Source organism: Streptomyces sp. NPDC059499 (assembly GCF_042749285.1).
Classification (GTDB): Bacteria; Actinomycetota; Actinomycetes; order Streptomycetales; family Streptomycetaceae; genus Streptomyces.
Window position 1 is genome coordinate 49,506 of record NZ_JBHYTT010000025.1, and the last position, 16,029, is coordinate 65,534.

Annotated in this window: 11 protein-coding genes; 3 read left to right on the top strand and 8 right to left on the bottom strand. The window is 70.5% G+C overall.

Annotated elements, in window-relative coordinates; genetic code table 11:
* Window position 1 precedes the first annotated feature (1 nt).
* From ACFW9O_RS35000 to ACFW9O_RS35035, 8 genes are all read right to left on the bottom strand, one after another.
* Window positions 2-1,294, bottom strand: coding sequence for an MFS transporter (locus ACFW9O_RS35000; protein ID WP_384615052.1), 1,293 nt, complete (start codon window positions 1,292-1,294; stop codon window positions 2-4).
* 446 nt (window positions 1,295-1,740) lie between these two features.
* Entirely contained in the window at window positions 1,741-2,883 is a 1,143-nt protein-coding gene (locus ACFW9O_RS35005; RefSeq protein ID WP_384615054.1) for an LLM class flavin-dependent oxidoreductase, read from the bottom strand.
* A 37-nt stretch (window positions 2,884-2,920) separates the two neighbouring features.
* Window positions 2,921-3,763, bottom strand: a complete 843-nt coding sequence (locus tag ACFW9O_RS35010) for a PhzF family phenazine biosynthesis protein (RefSeq protein WP_384615055.1) — start codon at window positions 3,761-3,763, stop codon at window positions 2,921-2,923.
* Between the two features lie 7 nt (window positions 3,764-3,770).
* On the bottom strand, window positions 3,771-4,652 hold the full coding sequence (locus ACFW9O_RS35015; RefSeq protein ID WP_384615057.1) for a phytanoyl-CoA dioxygenase family protein: 882 nt from the start codon (window positions 4,650-4,652) through the stop codon (window positions 3,771-3,773).
* Window positions 4,653-4,884: 232 nt separating this feature from the next.
* Window positions 4,885-5,634, bottom strand: a complete 750-nt coding sequence (locus ACFW9O_RS35020) for an iron-containing redox enzyme family protein (protein WP_384615059.1) — start codon at window positions 5,632-5,634, stop codon at window positions 4,885-4,887.
* Window positions 5,635-5,869: 235 nt separating this feature from the next.
* Window positions 5,870-7,186 (bottom strand): acetyl-CoA carboxylase biotin carboxylase subunit family protein, encoded by a 1,317-nt coding sequence (locus tag ACFW9O_RS35025; RefSeq protein WP_384615060.1) that lies wholly within the window; start codon window positions 7,184-7,186, stop codon window positions 5,870-5,872.
* Between the two features lie 31 nt (window positions 7,187-7,217).
* A complete protein-coding gene (locus ACFW9O_RS35030) occupies window positions 7,218-8,309 on the bottom strand; it encodes a DUF1611 domain-containing protein (protein WP_384615062.1) in 1,092 nt (363 codons plus the stop codon).
* 88 nt (window positions 8,310-8,397) lie between these two features.
* Complete coding sequence (locus ACFW9O_RS35035) at window positions 8,398-9,639, bottom strand: acetyl-CoA carboxylase biotin carboxylase subunit family protein (RefSeq protein WP_384615064.1); 1,242 nt, start codon at window positions 9,637-9,639, stop codon at window positions 8,398-8,400.
* A gap of 920 nt (window positions 9,640-10,559) precedes the next feature.
* Between ACFW9O_RS35035 and ACFW9O_RS35040 the strand changes: the two genes are divergently transcribed.
* The 3 genes from ACFW9O_RS35040 to hisC all read left to right on the top strand — a co-directional run bounded on the left by ACFW9O_RS35040 (window position 10,560) and on the right by hisC (window position 14,456).
* Window positions 10,560-11,063: a flavin reductase family protein gene (locus ACFW9O_RS35040; protein ID WP_351166352.1), complete on the top strand. Its 504-nt coding sequence runs from the start codon at window positions 10,560-10,562 to the stop codon at window positions 11,061-11,063.
* A gap of 753 nt (window positions 11,064-11,816) precedes the next feature.
* The gene (gene aroA / locus ACFW9O_RS35045; protein WP_384615066.1) at window positions 11,817-13,166 is read left to right on the top strand and encodes a 3-phosphoshikimate 1-carboxyvinyltransferase; all 1,350 of its coding nucleotides are present in this window, start codon (window positions 11,817-11,819) and stop codon (window positions 13,164-13,166) included.
* Window positions 13,167-13,388: 222 nt separating this feature from the next.
* Window positions 13,389-14,456: a histidinol-phosphate transaminase gene (gene hisC / locus ACFW9O_RS35050; protein WP_351166348.1), complete on the top strand. Its 1,068-nt coding sequence runs from the start codon at window positions 13,389-13,391 to the stop codon at window positions 14,454-14,456.
* Window positions 14,457-16,029 lie beyond the last annotated feature (1,573 nt).

Genomic DNA, 16,029 nt, shown 5'->3' on the forward strand with positions numbered 1-16,029 from the left:
ATCAGGACGGCTGGTGGTGCGGGCGGAGCGCACCGTGGCGGCGCACGGCGATGTACAGCCAGAGGGCCAGTGCCCCGCTCAGGGCGGTGCCGTGGAACGCGGCGACGACCGTGAGCGCGGGAAAGGCCTCCAGTGCAGCCGCGGCGCCGAGCATGCCGAGGCTGAATCCGGCCGTTTCCGCGGAGGCGGACAGGCCGAACAGCCGGCTGCGCTCCGGATCCGGTGCTGCCTGCAGGCGCGAGACGTACACAATCTCGGTGCAGCCGTCGGCGAGGCCGGCAACGAGGGCCGCCCCGATCAGGGCGGGCATGGGGAGGGGGGTGAAGGCGAGCACGAACGCGAGGGACATGAGGCCGGTGCCGAGCGCGAACACCCGCGCCCCGTACACCTTCTCCCCGCGCACACGCTTCAGCAGCTGATAGGACAGGGAGGTGCCCACGGCCCAGGCGGCCCAGAACGCGGTCATGAACAGGGCCGGATCGTCCGGGTACGTGAGGCCGGCCACGATCGGCAGGGCCACGTTGTGGGAGGAGGAGGCGAACGCGTCGGTGCCCCGCAGCAGCAGCATGGCGAGCAGCAGTCCCGGAATTCCCGCGAGCAGACGTCCGGCGCCGGCGCCCGGCGGCCGCTTCGGGATCGGCTGCGTCGGTGCCGGCTCAGTGGCTGCGCCGGTGTCCGCGCCGGTGTCCGCGTCGGTGGGCAGCCGCAGGGCCAGTACCGTCGCGGCCGACACCACGAAGCTGGCCCCGTTGACCGCGAACGCGAGGCCGTACCCGCCGAGGGCGATGATGCCGGCGGCCGAGGCGAAGCCGAGAACGGTGGCGAATGAACGTGCGGTCACCAGCAGCCCGTTGGCCCGTCTGCGCTCGTCGTGGCCGACGATCACCGGTACGGCGCTGCGCAGCGCCACGGTGAACAGGGTGTTGCCCGCGCCGAGCACGACGACCGCGCCCAGGAGCAGGGCGAGTGAGGGGTTGTGGGCGCTGAGCGCGAGTGCCGTCATGGCGGCGGCCTGCGCCGCGTCGGCGCCGATCATGACCGTGCGACGGCCCAGTGCGGTGGTGATCGTGCCCGCGCCCAGGCCGGCCAGCACGCCGGAGAACAGCCGCAGCGCCATCACCGCGCCGATGCCGAGGGCGGTGCCCACGAGGTGGTAGGTGAACAGGCTCAGGGCGATCAGGTTGAGGAAGTTTCCGTAGGCGGACACGCTGTAGCCGGCCACCAGGGCCCGGACGCGCCATCCGATGGGGGCCGGTTCACCTCGCAGGGCCTGCTGCGCCGGGCTCCCCGTCACGCGACCGACGCCCGATCGGCCTCGAAGGGCTGGGCGGCTCGGGTGAGGGGGTGTGGCCCGGTCAGGTCGGTGACCGGGCCCCGCACCGCGCTGGGCCGCACCGGCTCCGAGGGCGCGTCCGGTGCGCGGTTGGCCGGGGTGGTGCGGTGGTGGTGGCCGGGGTGGACGCGTAGGGCCTCTCGCCCGTGTGCCCCGGGTGCGGGCACAGGGCGGGCAGCAGTCGCACCGACGGGGGTGCTGTCCTGTGTCGTCGGTGTGGTCCTGCCGGGCGGGCCGGCCACGCCGCCGGGGCCGGCGTGCGCGATCGTGCCCGCCCGGCGTGGGTTCTCCTCAACGGACCCGGACCACAAAGGGCTCAACACCTCTTGGAGTTGGTGGACGCGACCCGTGACCGCCCTGTTCGCAGGGGGCGGCCGGGGGCGCGATGCGGCTCGACGGACCGGGGCTTACGAGCTCACTGCTTCAGGGCTGAGAAGTTGACCGGTCTGCTTGCCTTGCGCCCCGGCGCGTTCGTGTTGGCGCAGCAGCGGCAGTACCCGGGTGTAGAAGATCCGCATCTCCTGCTGGGTCGGCCAGCCGGAGAAGATGAACTCGCTGATTCCGGCTGCCTTGTACTCGTAGAGGTATGCGGCGACTTCTTCGTAGCTGCCCACCACGCACAGGGCCGGGCCGCCGCGGTATGCCACGGCACCGGAGTACAGCATGGGAGAGAGCCAGTCGGAGTCCGCGGACTCGGCGAGCCGGAAGGACGTGTTCACCGCCACGGAGTCGGAGGCGGCCACGGCGTCCGCGATCCGCTTGCGGTGTACTTCGTCGGGATCGCGCATCAGGTCGGCGAGGTCCGCGAGTGCTTCGGCGCGGGTCTCCCTCGCCAGGACGTGCATGCGGGTTCCCACGCGGCCGCCCTGCGCCAGGACGGGCTTGGCCGCCGCGGCCATTCCCTCGGGGGTGTCGCCGTAGCGCAGCCAGCAGTCGCCGTGGTCCACGGCGGTCTGCTGTGCGACCTGCGATGCCCCGCTGATGTAGATCTCGGGACGGCCTGCGCCCTTGTATCCCAGGCCGACCTGCGCGTCCTTGACGCGGTAGTGGTCGCCGTCGTAGGTCAGCGGGGTCTCACCGCGCCAGAGGCGGTGGAGGATGTCGAGGAATTCGTTGGAGCGTGCGTAGCGCTCGTCGTGGGCGAGGAAGTCTCCGTAGTACGCCTGCTCGACCGGGGAGGTTCCGGCGACCAGGTTGAGGGATATCCGTCCGTCCGACATCCAGGAGACGGTGTTGACGACCTGGGCGAAGAGTGTCGGCGGGAGCAGGCCGGGCCGGTAGGCGAGGAGGAACTTGACGCGTTTGGTCTCGCGGACCAGGGCGCCGAGTATCGGGAGCGGATCGGGCATGTGGTTGCCGATGCCCATGAGGAGCGAGTCGACTCCCAGGCTGTCCGCTTCCTGCGCGAAGTCGACGATTGCGTCGAAGTCGAGCTGGCCGGTCCCGTACTTTCCCGACGCCTTCTGCTGCCCGCTGAGCGGCGAGTTCCAGTGCACTCTCAGCTCGTTCGAGTCCGACTGAGGCTGGTTGGGCAAGCCACTGACGACCACGTTCTCACCTTCCGATCGTTCAAGAAGTCTGTTGGTTTCACTTCGTCGGGACCCGTGCGGTGCCGCCGAGTTCGACACGCAGGTCCGTGTCCGCCGTGGCGGTGACGGTGGCGGGGCTGGCGAGGGCGTCGCCCATGTCGACGGTGATCCGGCGGATGCCTTGGCCGGCCAGGTGTGCGGCGAGGCAGGCCGTGCCGTTGGCGTTGGCGATGTCTTCGTCGACGCCGGCCGAAGGGGCGAACATCCGGGCCGCGAGCGCGCCGTGGGGCGTGGGTTGCGAGTGGACGTACGCGCCGAGCAGGCCGAACCGGTCGCAGGCCGCCCTGAGGCGGTCGGGGTCCGGGCGCAGGGCGGCGACCGCGGCCCGGGTGGGCAGCGGCACCAGCATGCGTTCGCGGCCCACGCCGGCGATCCGGATGCCTCGTGGGGCCTGCTGGGGTGTGAGGCCGAGGGCCGCGGGAACGAGGGTGCGTTCCTGTGCGGTGGGTTCGCGCAGGTCGACGGGTCCGGGGTCGAAGGCGGCGGTGATCAGGTCGCCGTCACGCTCGGCCCGGCCGGCGAAGACGCGCCCCCCGGCACGGAGGGTGGCCCGGTAGGGCCCGGTACCGGTGTGCCGTGCCGCGAGGAGGGCGAGGGCGGCGACCGTGCCGTGGCCGCAGGCGGGAAGTTCCCCTTCGGCGGTGAAGAAGCGCAGCTCGGTCGTGTCGCCGACGTGACGTATGTACACGGCGTGCGAGGTGCCCTGTGCGACGGGGATCCGGCGCAGCTCGTCGTCGTCCGGCGGGCTGTGGCCGTCGTCCTCCAGGACGACGGCCGTGGGGCTGCCGCCCGCGCCGTCCCGCAGGCAGGCGCGGACGACCGTCACGTCCGGGGGGCTCATGGGGCTGTCACTTCGCCTCCTCCAGCGTGGCGTACCCGGTGGTCGCCGCGGTCTCGGCCTTGTCGATGCCCTCCTGGAGCTGGAAGAGGGAGCCGAAGGGGCGCTCGGCGAGCGGGAGACGCCATGCCCCGCCTTCCACGCGCGCGGTGTCCGACACGCTGCCGCGCAGCAGCTGTACTCCGGGCTCGTTGTGGCCGGCGTGCGGGCCGAAGTGGATCGGGTAGGCGTCGGCCGCCCGGTAGGCCGGCAGGAAGGCGCGGCGGTAGCGGTCGGAGAGGTTCGGGGAGGAGTAGTGCAGGAGCAGGCAGTGGATGAAGACCACGCTGCCTGCGGGTGCCTCGATGGGCACGGCGAGCGCGGGGTCGGGGGCGTCGGCGCCCGCTACCTTGCCGCGGAAGTAGCCGTCGACGTAGTGGTCGGCGAGGCCGCGGTGGTGGGAGCCGGGGATGACCTGGAGGGCGGAGTTCTCGGTGGTGGTGTCGTCGAGGTAGACGAGGGCCGTCACCAGGTCGGTGTTGGTGTGGGGGTAGTAGGAGAAGTCCTGGTGCCAGTCCACGACGCTGCCCACCTGCGGGGCCTTGAGGTGGAGCTTGCTGTAGTGGAACAGGATGTCGGGGCCGATGAGTGCCTCGACGTGGTCGAGGAGTGCGGGGTGGGCGGCGGCACGCTCGAACGCGGAGTGCTGCTTGGTGGGTGACCAGATCCGGCGGGCCATGCCGTTGTCGCCCGGCTCCACCTCGGCGACGGAGCCGATGTCGGGGACGGCCAGGATGTCGGTGATGGCGGTGTTGAGTTCGGCGACTTCGCTCGGGTCGAAGAGACGCTCGGCGACCGCGAAGCCGTTCTCCTGGTACTCCTTGACGAACGCGGCTGTGTCGGGTGCGGACATGCGCGGGGTTCCTCTCTTTGCTTGGGCGGCGGCGAGGGTGCGGTGGGTGGGGTGGGGCCGGTGCGGGGGCCGCCGGGCGATGGCTGCCCGGCGGCCCCTGCGGCGGCTCACAGGCACCCGACCGGCATCGCGACCGGGGCCCGTCGCAAGACCCCGCGCTCCTACCGCGCCCGGATGTGGACGCCTGCCGTGGACGGTTCGCCGGCCACGGCGGTGCGGGATGCCTCGCGGGTCACACGGTGGCCTCGACGTGCTTGGCGAAGGTGTCCTCGTAGATCTCCCGGAAGAACAGCGCGAGGATCTCCTGGACGTCGTCGATGTACTTGAACACCTTCTGGAAGTCCTCCTCGCTGAAGATCAGCTGGTGGAGGATGTCCCACATCTCCTGGGAGTGGTCTTCGGTGGTGTCGACGTGCAGGTGGGCGGCCTGTCCCTTGACGTTCTCCTTGCCGAGCCGGTTCTGGAGGTTCTCGACGATGGCCGGCTGGAGCTTGACCTGCGTGTACTCCACCAGGTAGTTGGAGACGACCGGGGCGAGGGCCGACTCGTGCTCCAGGGTGAAGTAGAAGAAGCCCTCCAGAAGGCGGGTGGAGAGGTAGGGCTCCGTGGCGAGGATCTCTTCCTCGGTGACGCCGGCGGCAGCGGCGTCGCTGATGTAGAGCTTGTCGTGGAGCATCTCGTCGGCCTGGTACTGCGCGTAGTCGCGGGCGGCCCTGGGCGCGACCTGGGCGATCTTGTAGATGGCCTTGGTCTGGCTGACCCGGGACAGGCGGATGCGCCACACGTGCTCGATGAGGGTGCGGCGGTAGTACGCCTGGTGGAGCTCGGGCTCGGTCAGGTGGGACGCGAAGGGGACGGTGTCCTTCCACTCCGCCATCTTCTTGTCCATGTAGCGGTCGAGCTCGGCCTTCTTCAGACGGCTCTGCTCTTCGTTGTAAAACGGCTTCGGGTGGTTGATCCCGGTGTTCTGCACGCGGTTCATCGCGTTCTCCTTCGCAAGAGGGTTCTCAGAAAGACGTTCTTCGCGGGGGGTTCTTCGCAGGGGAGGGCGTCAGGGGGAGGGTCGGGGTGTGTTGCCCGGCGGGTCGGCCGGCGGGTCGCGGGTGATCTGCCCGGCTACCCGGGTACGGGCGGGCCTCCGGCACCCGTACCGCGTAAGGGCGGCCCGGTTGTTCGGGTTGCCGCGCGGGGGCGGGTTGCCGGCCGGGCCGGTGCGGTCAGCGGTAGCTGACATGGAAGTGGTCGGTGGCGTGCCGGTCGAGGAAGGCGGTCTCGGCGTCGAGGTCGTCGGCCGCCACGTCCCACAGGGCGTCCATCAGGCAGATTCCCCGGTCGGACGCTTCGAGTTCGGTTCCCTGCGCCACGTGGACGCGCAGGATGCGGGGCGGGCGGGTCGGCGGGTCGAAGCCGATCGCGTCGACGGTCCGCCCCTTCTCCCCGTACTTGCTGAGGAAGACGGTCGCCGGGGTGGCCGCGCCGGTGCGCAGGGCCTCCAGCTGGGAGGCGCGGGTGAGCCGGTCGTGGAAGGCGTCCCGCTCGCTGTCGGGCAGCAGCAGGGACTCGGTCCACAGGTCCAGGAGGGAGTGCCCGGTGACGGTCTGGACGCTGGCGTTGATGAGGCTGCCGCCCATCCGCGGGTTGATCTCGATGATCTCCCAGCGCTTCTTCGACTCCCAGTACTTGACCTCGATGTGGAAGGCGCCGGCGGTCAGCCCGTGCTCCGCCAGTGCGGTGAGGCAGCGGGTGACGTGGTCGGCTCCCTCCAGGACGAGTTCACGGTCCAGGCTGACGGGCGGACTGACCGACATGCCCTCCAGGGTGGTGCGCTCCAGGCGTTCCACGCGGGCCTTCTCGTGGACGCACAGGTGGTGGATCCGGCCGTCGAGGACGAACGTCTCGAAGCTGAACTCCGGTCCCTCGACGTACTCCTCGACGAGGAAGTCGTACCGGTCCATGAAGATCGCCTTCATGGACCGGTCGGCGCGCATCTGCTCCTGGATCGCGGGCAGGTCGGCCAGGTCGCCGATGTCGTCCAGGACGAAGGTCGCGAACGACGACGCGCCGCGTACCGGCTTGACGAACCAGCGTGCGGACGGGTCGAGTTCGGGTGTCACACCGGGGGTGATCCGGTGGACAGCGACCTCGCTCAGCCCCTCGGCGAAGAGGTAGCGGCGCAGTTCGTACTTGTCCAGGCACAGGCGCAACGCCGGTTCGGCGCAGTCCCGTGCGCCGAGCCGCTCGTTGAGCTCGGCCATCAGGAGCCGGTAGCCCTCGAAGCTGGCGAGGGCGGCCTCGACCCGGTAGCCCCGGTCGGCGAGTTCGCGCACCGCCTTGTCGACGTCACCGGAGGTGAGTTCGGATTCCTCGGTGACCACGCAGTCCGCCACGTGGCGGCGGCTCTCCTCGAGGACACCGGGCTTGCGCGGCCGGGAGCTGAGGGCGACCAGGTGCAGGCCGAGCCCGGCGGTGGCCGCGGCGATCTCCTCGGTGTACGACTTGCCTTGGTGCATGAGGAGCAGGATTGCTCTCTTCATCTGTGCATCTCCTCGGGGTTCCGGGCCGCCCTCAGCGCTGTCGGACCGGCTGCCGGCCGGCGGTCTCGCGCCGGTGGGCGCGCAGGATGTCCACGAGCCGGCCGGCGCCGCCCTCGCGGACCGGGTCGACGACAGGCAGTCCGGTTTCGGCCTCCAGCTTGTCGGCCTCGCGGCGGTACTCCTCCTCGGTGAAGCCGACGCTGTTGACGCTGACGGCGGCGACCTTGGCGGGCCGTTCGAAGACGGTGAGCTCCTCGTTCATGCGGATGAGCTCGGGGATGGGGATGATGGGCGTCTCCCAGACCTTGGTGCGCTCGGCGCCCAGGCGGTGGCAGAAGACCAGGGCGTGCGGCAGGGAGCCGTGGAGGATGGCGAGGGCGACGCCGCTGAACCCGATGTGGTTGAGGGAGCCCTGGCCCTCGACGACGACCCATTCGTTGCCGGCGGCGGCCTCCAGGACGACCTGTTCGACGGCGCCGCCCATGAAGTCGCCGGCCACACCGTCGACCGCGATGCCGTGGCCGGAGATCAGCATGCCGCTCTGGCCGGTGGCGGCGAAGCCGGTGGGGATGCCGCTGCGGTTGGCCTCGTTCCAGATCTCCAGGGCGGCGGTCTTCTTGCCGATGTTGGAGTCGCTGCCGCAGGTGTGGATGACCCAGGTGTCCAGGTCCAGGACGCGGGCCCTGTTGAGCGGCACGGTCGGGGCGTCCTTGGTCTCCCAGACGGTGATGCCCTTGTCACGGACGGCGCGGGCGATGTCCGGGTCGTCGGCGAGGCGGTAGTGGATCGAGTTGATCAGGTGCAGGCCGTGCTCGACGGCCGCCAGGATGTGCGGCTTCCAGCCGGAGGGCAGCTCCACGGAATGCAGGCCCTTGCCGATGACCATGACCTCGGGGTGCAGGTGCAGGGCCTGCTCGACGCGGCCGACGATCGGGATCGCGCCTCCGTAGCCGAGGACGTCCTGGACGGTCTGGCCGGCCTTGCGGCTGTCGATCACTGCCACGCAGCGGTCACCGCGGTAGCGGATCAGCGAGGCGGCGATCTTGCTGGTGAAGAGTCCGAAGCACCCCTCGGCGAACAGCACGAAGTTCTTGTCGGCTAGCTTCGCGTGGCTCTGATCCACGTCTTCCTCCACGGATTCGACGATTCGATTGCCGATGGCATGAGATGGTTCGGGCGCTCTGCGCTCTGGCGGTCTGCGGTCTGGCGGTCTACGGGGCGGGCTCGGTCGTCAGGCGGTACTGCGCCCGCGCCTGGCGCACGGCCTGTTCGATCTGCTCCTGGGTGCCGCCCCGGAAAAGGAAGCGGCCGCCCTGGAGCGTGGCGTACGAGCCGGGCCGGGAGACCAGGACCTCGCCCGCACGGGGCACCAGTTCCCGGTACACGTAGGGAACTTCGCCCAGCAGCGGGGTCGCTTCGGTGATCTTCTGGGGCAGCGGCCTGGGCCCTGGGATGATCAGCCAGCCGCCGCTCGCCTCCGGTTCGGGGACCGGCGGGTCCACCGGCCGGCCGAGCAGCACGTCGACCCACAGCCGGAAGAGATTCACGCCGTGGACGTCGTGGATGACGTAGGGCACGTCGGCGCCCGGCACCCGGGCTCCGACCTCCAGGAACACCAGCTCGTCACCGGTGTCGAAGAGTTCGAGGTGGAAGGCGGAGCTGCGCAGGCCGAGCGCGGTCAGGCAGCTCACGGCGAAGTCCTCGCAGCGGCCGCGCACCGCGGGGTCCGTCTGGAAGACGGAGCCGAGCGGTTCGCCCAGGAGCTCGAAGTCCAGGCAGGTGGAGATGTAGCGCGAGGTACACAGGAACAGTGGTTTGCCGGCGGCGTCCAGGACGCCGTCGACGTGCAGGATCTCGCCCTGTACGAACTCCTCGATCTCGAGGTCGTGCAGGCTCTGTTCGGCGCACAGGGCCCGCAGTTCCTCGGCCGAGGCGATCTCGCGCACACCCTGGCTGGACGCTCCCCGCACCGGTTTGACGATCACGGGGTAGCCGAACTCCTCGGCGGCCGCGAGGATCTGGTCCTCGGTGCGGCAGGACGCCCAGCGCGGCACGCGAAGGCCTGCCCGCGACAGCGTCTCCTTCATGACGGTCTTGTCGCGGAACCGGGAGGTCTCCTCGGTGGTGGAACCCGCGATGCCGTACCGCTCGCGCAGGGTCGCCGCGAGGTCGAGGAGCATCTCGGAGAACCCGATGACATGGTCGAAGGGGCCCTCGTCGCGGACGACGGCGTCGACGGTCCCCAGCACACCCTCCAGGTCACCGAAGTCCGCCACGACGTGGACCCGTTCGGCGTCGGCGGGCACGGCGCTGAGGCCGCCCTCGTCGCAGATGTACGTGACGCGGTCGGTCTCCGGGCAGAAGACGATCTCGGGAGCGGCGAGGCGGTTCTCCCAGCGCCGCTCGTCCTCGTACAAGGGCCAGCGGTTCAAGAACAGGATTGCGCCGGACATGGATATCGTCCTCACGGTTCACAGGAGGCATGGAAGCGCCCGGCCGGTTGACGGCGGCGGCGGGCCTTTGGGAACCGAAGAATGAACCCGAACCTGAATCCCGGGAACGGCCCCCAACGTGTTGATCGCGCTGCCTCAGACTCGCACGGGACCGGCCTGGTCAGAATAGGACCTACGTCCCAGCGCCCCCGGCGCTGTCAGTGCGGCGGGGGCGCGGGCGGGTGCTGTCCGGGCCGGTGCTCCGGCTTGCGCCAGGGGCGGCAGACGGAGCCTGCCGTTGGGGGGCGAAGGGTGCGGCTCGCCGTGTACCGGCCGACGGATCCGACGCTGCGGCGGCTTTGCGGCACCCGCCTCGTCGTCTCCGCCGGCCGGTGACCGCAACGGCCGCCAGGCAAAGGACCCGTCGGGCGCCGGGGGCTGCCGCCGGCAGGACCACGGTGATCGCGGACGGCGGCCTGCCGGGGCGCCGGGCCCGGCCGTTCCCCACCGCCGCGAAATCGCCGGGCCCGACTCCCGGTAAGGGAAAAGGGAGCACACCCCCTCCCCCGCAAAGTCTTGTCCCACTGGGGGTGTTCGTTGTTTGACCAGTGCGCCGGGCCGGGTGGTTCGCTGAGCACCTCGGCGGCACAAAGAGGCCCGGACCTCCCCTATGTGCCGAAAACGCCATGGGCAGATGGACCTATTGCCCACGCGCCGCACGGAACACAGAATCCCTATCGCGCCCCCCGGCCGCCGGAGGAGGGCTGTCGTGCGCGCCAGGAGGGTTTTCCCGAACTGCCGCCCCGACATCGAGGCGCCGAGCGGCGGGATGACGTGTACTCGCTCCGCGGATATCGCCCGTGCCGCGTGCAGCCTGGACACGCCCTGCAGCTGGGCTTCGGAACCGGACTGAATTTCGCAGGACAGGTGGTGGTACTGCCATGACGGAAGCGACGCAGACGGTACGACGGGCGAGCTCCGAGGACTTCCGGGCGGCGATGGCCCGTTTCGCAGCCGGGGTCGTGGTCGTGACGACTCTGGGCGACGACGGGGTGCCACGCGGCTTCACGGCCAGTTCGTTCTGTTCGGTGTCGCTGGGCCCGCCGCTGATCCTGGTCTGCCTCGCGAACTCGGCGGACTCCTACGCGGCGTTCACCTCCTGCGGGCACTTCGCGGTGAGCGTGCTGGGCACCGAACACAAGCCGCTGGCCGTGCAGTTCGCCACCAAGGGCGCCGACAAGTTCGCATCGGACGGCCTGTCCCGTACGCCCGGCGGACTGCCGGCTGTCGCGGGCGCGCTGGCCGAGCTGGACTGCGAGGTGCACGCCCGGTACCCGGCCGGGGACCACACGATCCTGATCGGCCGGGTGGCGGGCGCGCGCCTGGGCGGGGACGCGGGGGCCCCCATGGTCTATTACAAGCAGTCCTTCCGGTTCCTGGCCTGAGCGCAGGCCGGCCGTGATGCCCAGCGGCACCGGGCCCGGGCCCGGGCTGTCCCGCCCTCGTGCGGACCGCTCCGCGCAACAGCGCAGCGACCCGCACGAGCAGCCCCTGCCGCGGCCGCGGCCGGCACGTCAAGTGCGTGCCCTGCGGCCTGCGCCGGCGGGGGCTCTTCGGTTTTCCGCCGCGCCCGGCTGCGAGCGCCCTGCCCGGTGGAGGCCCTCCCCCGGCGCAGTCAGGGCCCCCGCAGGGCGCGATGGCGATGGCCCCTCCGCCTGCAGTGGGCCGGCTCCACCCGTGCGGCCGGCCTTCCGGGCCGTGCGCCCGGTGGTTCCGGTGGACCGGGTGGACGGGGTGTGCCGGGTGTGCCGGAGGTCCTCGGGCACGGCCTGCCACGGACCCGTCCACGGGCCACCGGCCCCTCCCCCACCCCTGCCCCGGTCGTGTCCTGTCTGCCGGCGTGGCAGCACTTCCGGTGGCACGAGAGGGTCCGGGCCCCTTTATGCCGGAAATGCCATGGGCAGATGGACCTATTGCCCGCGCGTCCCACGGGACACAGAATTCATATGGCGCCCCCCACCGCCAAAGGAGGGCCGCCGTGCACGCCAGAAGCTTTCCCCTAACTGCCGCCCGGCATTGAATCGCCAAGCGGTGGGATGACATGTTCTCGCTCCGTGGATACCGCCGGCCCGGACGTCAAAGCGACATCGCTTGCAAAAGCATCAGACGGCGAATGATGGGAAACAGGAGACACGAGGATGCTGCTGAGGGTTGATCCGGTTGATTCTTTTTCCGGAACGTTCCGCGTCCCTTCTTCGAAACCGGAGACGCAACGGGCAATTCTGACCGGCACGTTGGCCGAGGGCACGTCACGAGTTTTCAATGATCTCCGTTGCGATGAGACGGAGACCATGAAGAACGCCTGCCGGGCCTTCGGTGCCAAGATAACCGAGCACGACGGGTACCTGGAGATCCAGGGCATCGGACAGTCGCTCCCGCGCATCGGGCGGGTCATCCAGTCCCGCGGCTCGGGTCTGGTGTTCCGCATCGTGACGGCGCTGGCTTCCGTGCTGCCGTCGCCGGTCGTGGTGACCGGCGACGCGACCCTGCGCAACCGCGTGATGGAGCCTCTGCTGGAGGCGCTGCGCGAGCTCGGCGCGGACATCGAGTCGATCGTCGGCGAGAACAAGGCCCCGGTCATCAACTGGGGACGCGGCCTGAAGGGCGGCACCTGCCACCTGCCGGGCGACATCAGCTCGCAGTTCATCACCGCCATCCTGTTCGCCGCGCCGCTGGCCGAAGGACCGGTGGAGATCAAGGTGACGGGCGAGGTGTATTCCCAGTCCTACATCCGGCAGACGCTGGCGAGCCTGACCGAGGCGGGTATCAAGGTCTCCGCGTCGGAGGACATGCGTCACTACCAGGTGGAGCCCTCCACCTACCAGGCCATGGACGTCACCGTGCGTGAGGACTACACCTCGGCGTCCTACCTGCTGGCCGCCGCCGCACTGTTCCCGGGCCGGACCGTCCTGAGCAACGTGTACGGCGACAGCATGCAGGGCGAGTTCGCGATCGTCCCGATCCTGGAGAAGCTCGGGGTGAGTGTCACCTTCGACCAGGAGTCCTCGTCGCTGATCGTCGACAACCCGCCGGGCAGCATGCGCGGCGCCTTCGAGGTGGATGTACGGGACTGCCCCAACATCGTGCCTACGCTCGCCGCCCTCGGGGCGTACGTGCAGGGCAGCCTGCGGGTGACCGGCGGACGCCTCACCCGCTTCCACAAGGCGTCGCGTATCGAGGCCATGGCGGCCGAGCTGACCAGCGCGGGCGTGGACATCGAGGTCCTGTACGACGACGGGATCTGCGACGGCTTCGAGGTCCGCGGCGCAGGGACGTACCCCGGCGGAGTGACGCTGTCCAGCTGGGGCGACCACCGCATCTTCATGTCGCTGTTCGTGGCAGGCCTGCGGATGAAGTCCGCCAACCGGTTCTCGGGCTTCGAGGACGTCAAGCTGTCCTTCCCCACGTTCCTGGAGGAGTTCGCCAAGGCGGGCGTGGAGACCAGGGCCGTCGAGGAGGTGAAGACGCCCGCCGAGGCCGTCGGCTGACCCTGGCAGCGATGTCGGCGCGCGGGCTGGATCCCATAGCCCGCGCGCCCGGCGCGGCGCCCCGCCTTCCGTCGCGTTCCGGCGCGGCACCCCGCCTTCCGTCGCGTTCCGGCGCGGCACCCCCGCAACCCCTGGTGCCCCGGTGCCCCGGCGTCCCGGTGCCCTCGATGAACGGCGCCCCCGCACGACCGTCCGCGTCCCCCGGTTCAGGAAGTTCCGTCGATGCCCTCTGCACCTGCCCCCCGGCTGCGCGCCGATGTCTCCGGGCTGCCCCGCTACGTCCCCGGCCGGAGCGCTCCCAGCGACCTGGTGGACAAGCTGTCATCGAACGAGAACCCCTATCCCCCGCTGCCGTCGGTCCTCGCCGCGATGCGCGAGGAGCTGGGGCGCGTCAACCGCTACCCCGATCCGACGAACAGTGAACTGGTCACGGAACTGTCCGCAGGCCTCGCTGTGCCCCCGGAGCACCTAGTGCCCGGCACCGGATCCCTCGGGGTCACCAGGGACCTGTTGCGCGCCGCGGCCGGCGAAGGGGACGAAGTGCTCTTCGCCTGGCGCTCGTTCGACGCCTACCCGCAGCTCGCCTGGGCCACCGGGGCAACTCCCGTGCAGGTTGCGCTGCGTGAGGAGCGCCACGACCTGGAGGCCATGGCCGATGCGGTGACGGACCGCACGCGCCTGATCTTCGTGTGCAACCCCAACAACCCGACCGGCACGGCCGTGCACCGCGGTGAGCTCACGCGTTTCCTGGACCGGGTGCCGAGCCATGTGCTGGTGGTGCTCGACGAGGCGTACCGCGAGTTCGTCGACGACACCGATGTGCCCGACGGCATCGGTCTCTACCGCGACCGTCCCAACGTCGCCGTTCTGCGCACCTTCTCCAAGGCGTACGGGCTGGCGCGGCTGCGTGTGGGTTACGCGGTCGCGCATCCGCCGGTCGCGGCCGCGCTGCGGGCCTGCGCCGTACCGTTCGGTGTCAGCGGGCTCGCCCAGGCCGCCGCGCGGGCCTCGCTGAACGCGGGACCCGAACTGCTGGAGCGGGTGCAGCTCCTGGTGGCCGAGCGCGCCCGGGTCACCCGTGCGCTGCGGGCCGCGGGCTGGAGCGTTCCCGACAGCCAGGCCAACTTCGTCTGGGTGCGCCTGGGTTCGCACACACCGGCGTTCGCCGACGTGTGCGAGGCGGCGGGAGTCATGGTGCGCCCCTTCGGCGACGAGGGGGTACGGATCACCATCGGCACCCCCGAGCAGAACGACCGCCTGCTGAAGATCGCGTGTGACTGGCGGGTGTGAGGTCCCCGCCGCAGAGCCCGCGTTCGGGAAGGGAAACGGTACGGGGCCGGTCTGACCGGGTCCGTGGCGGTCCGGGCCCGAGCGCGCAGCGGCCGCGCGGCATGATCGGGCCGGATTGCTGGTGCAGCGTCCCGAACGGATGCGGGCCGGCGCACCGAAGTCCTGCCGGGGCCCTCGGCCTCGCACCCAAGCCCTCCGGGCTCCCCGCCTCGGCGCAGCGGCCCATCGGGCGTACCGGCCGGGCGCACCGGGCGTGCCGACCGGGTGTGCCGGCCGTCTCGGCGCGGACCCGGGCGTGGATGTCGGCTGGCAGGACGCGGCCGCGGTCTTCCCCACACAGGTTTTGGTCCTGGTGGCGGTCCTTGCCGTGTCCTGGTTCTGGTCCTGGTTCCGGTTCTGGTTCCGGTCGGGGAATCACCCGGGGTAAAGGGCCGACCTGACACGGGTCGCAGGCCCCTCGCCCTGGGGGACGGCGCGGGCCTCGGAGCGACGGGTAGGTCAGCGCCGGTGGCGACCGGGGTCACCCGCGCCCGCGGCCGGCTGCGGGACACCTCGGCCGGGACGTGGCCGCCGCCGGACACCCCGTCGGCGCCATTGCGTGCCCCTGCTGCCGTCTGCGGTCCAGGACGGCAGGTTCTGCCTCCTCGGGGCAGACCCCGGTGGGCAGGGTGGCGTGTCCGGGGATCGTGCGTCAGGCGGCGACAATCTCGTCTGTTGCCGGGAGCTCGGGACGTGCCCCGGCAATCCGTCGCTGTTCCGGCGCCGCACCGGCCCGCCCGACGCGCTTCGGCTTCTGCGGCAGCAGCGACGCCCGGTCCGATCCGCCGTGCTGGACCGCTGCGCACACCGATCCCTCCTCCGCCGCGGGCACCCCCTGCGTCCGCATCGCAGAGCGCCGGAAGGACCGGCAGGCAGGCGTCGCGCCCATCAAGGACACCCCTTCGGTCTGTTGACCGGCTCCGGGCGAAACCACCGGCACACCGCCCCCCCCCTCCCCCAGACAATTGCCAGGACAACCGGCCCCCCAGCCCCCACTTTTTTGCCGGGCAGTGCGCGGGATCCGTGGAACCCGGAATTCGCCTTCAGGGAATCTTGTCATGGATGCCGGATCCCATCAGGCCACCGAAATCACCTACATGGGTATGCCATCGATGAAATCTCCCCATGTGCACACGCACCAAGGTTTTTCGCAGGCGAAATGCCGGCGCCGCGATGAATCGATGACGTGACGTCAAAGCGCCACATCCTGGCCTGCGAGGGTGTCCCCGCTCGACGCCCGCTCGAGGCGCAGCCCAAAACCGCTCCAGCCAGGCTCTTGAGCTGCACGCCTGTGCGAGCTATTGGCCGGAACAAGGCATAGCTTGACCGGAGGAGGCCGGAAGCCTGGATGCCGGCGCCCGGAGCTGCTTCCCCCGGACTCCTGAAACTGCGGGTTCCGCGTAATGAAGTCCTTGGACGTCTTTTCCTCATGCCCCGTGAGAAAAGTAAGGAGAGGCAAAACGTGGAAGAAGAACCGGCCGTAAACCTCACCGACCGGGAGTTGGATGTACTCGGCCTGCTGGCCCAGGGGTTG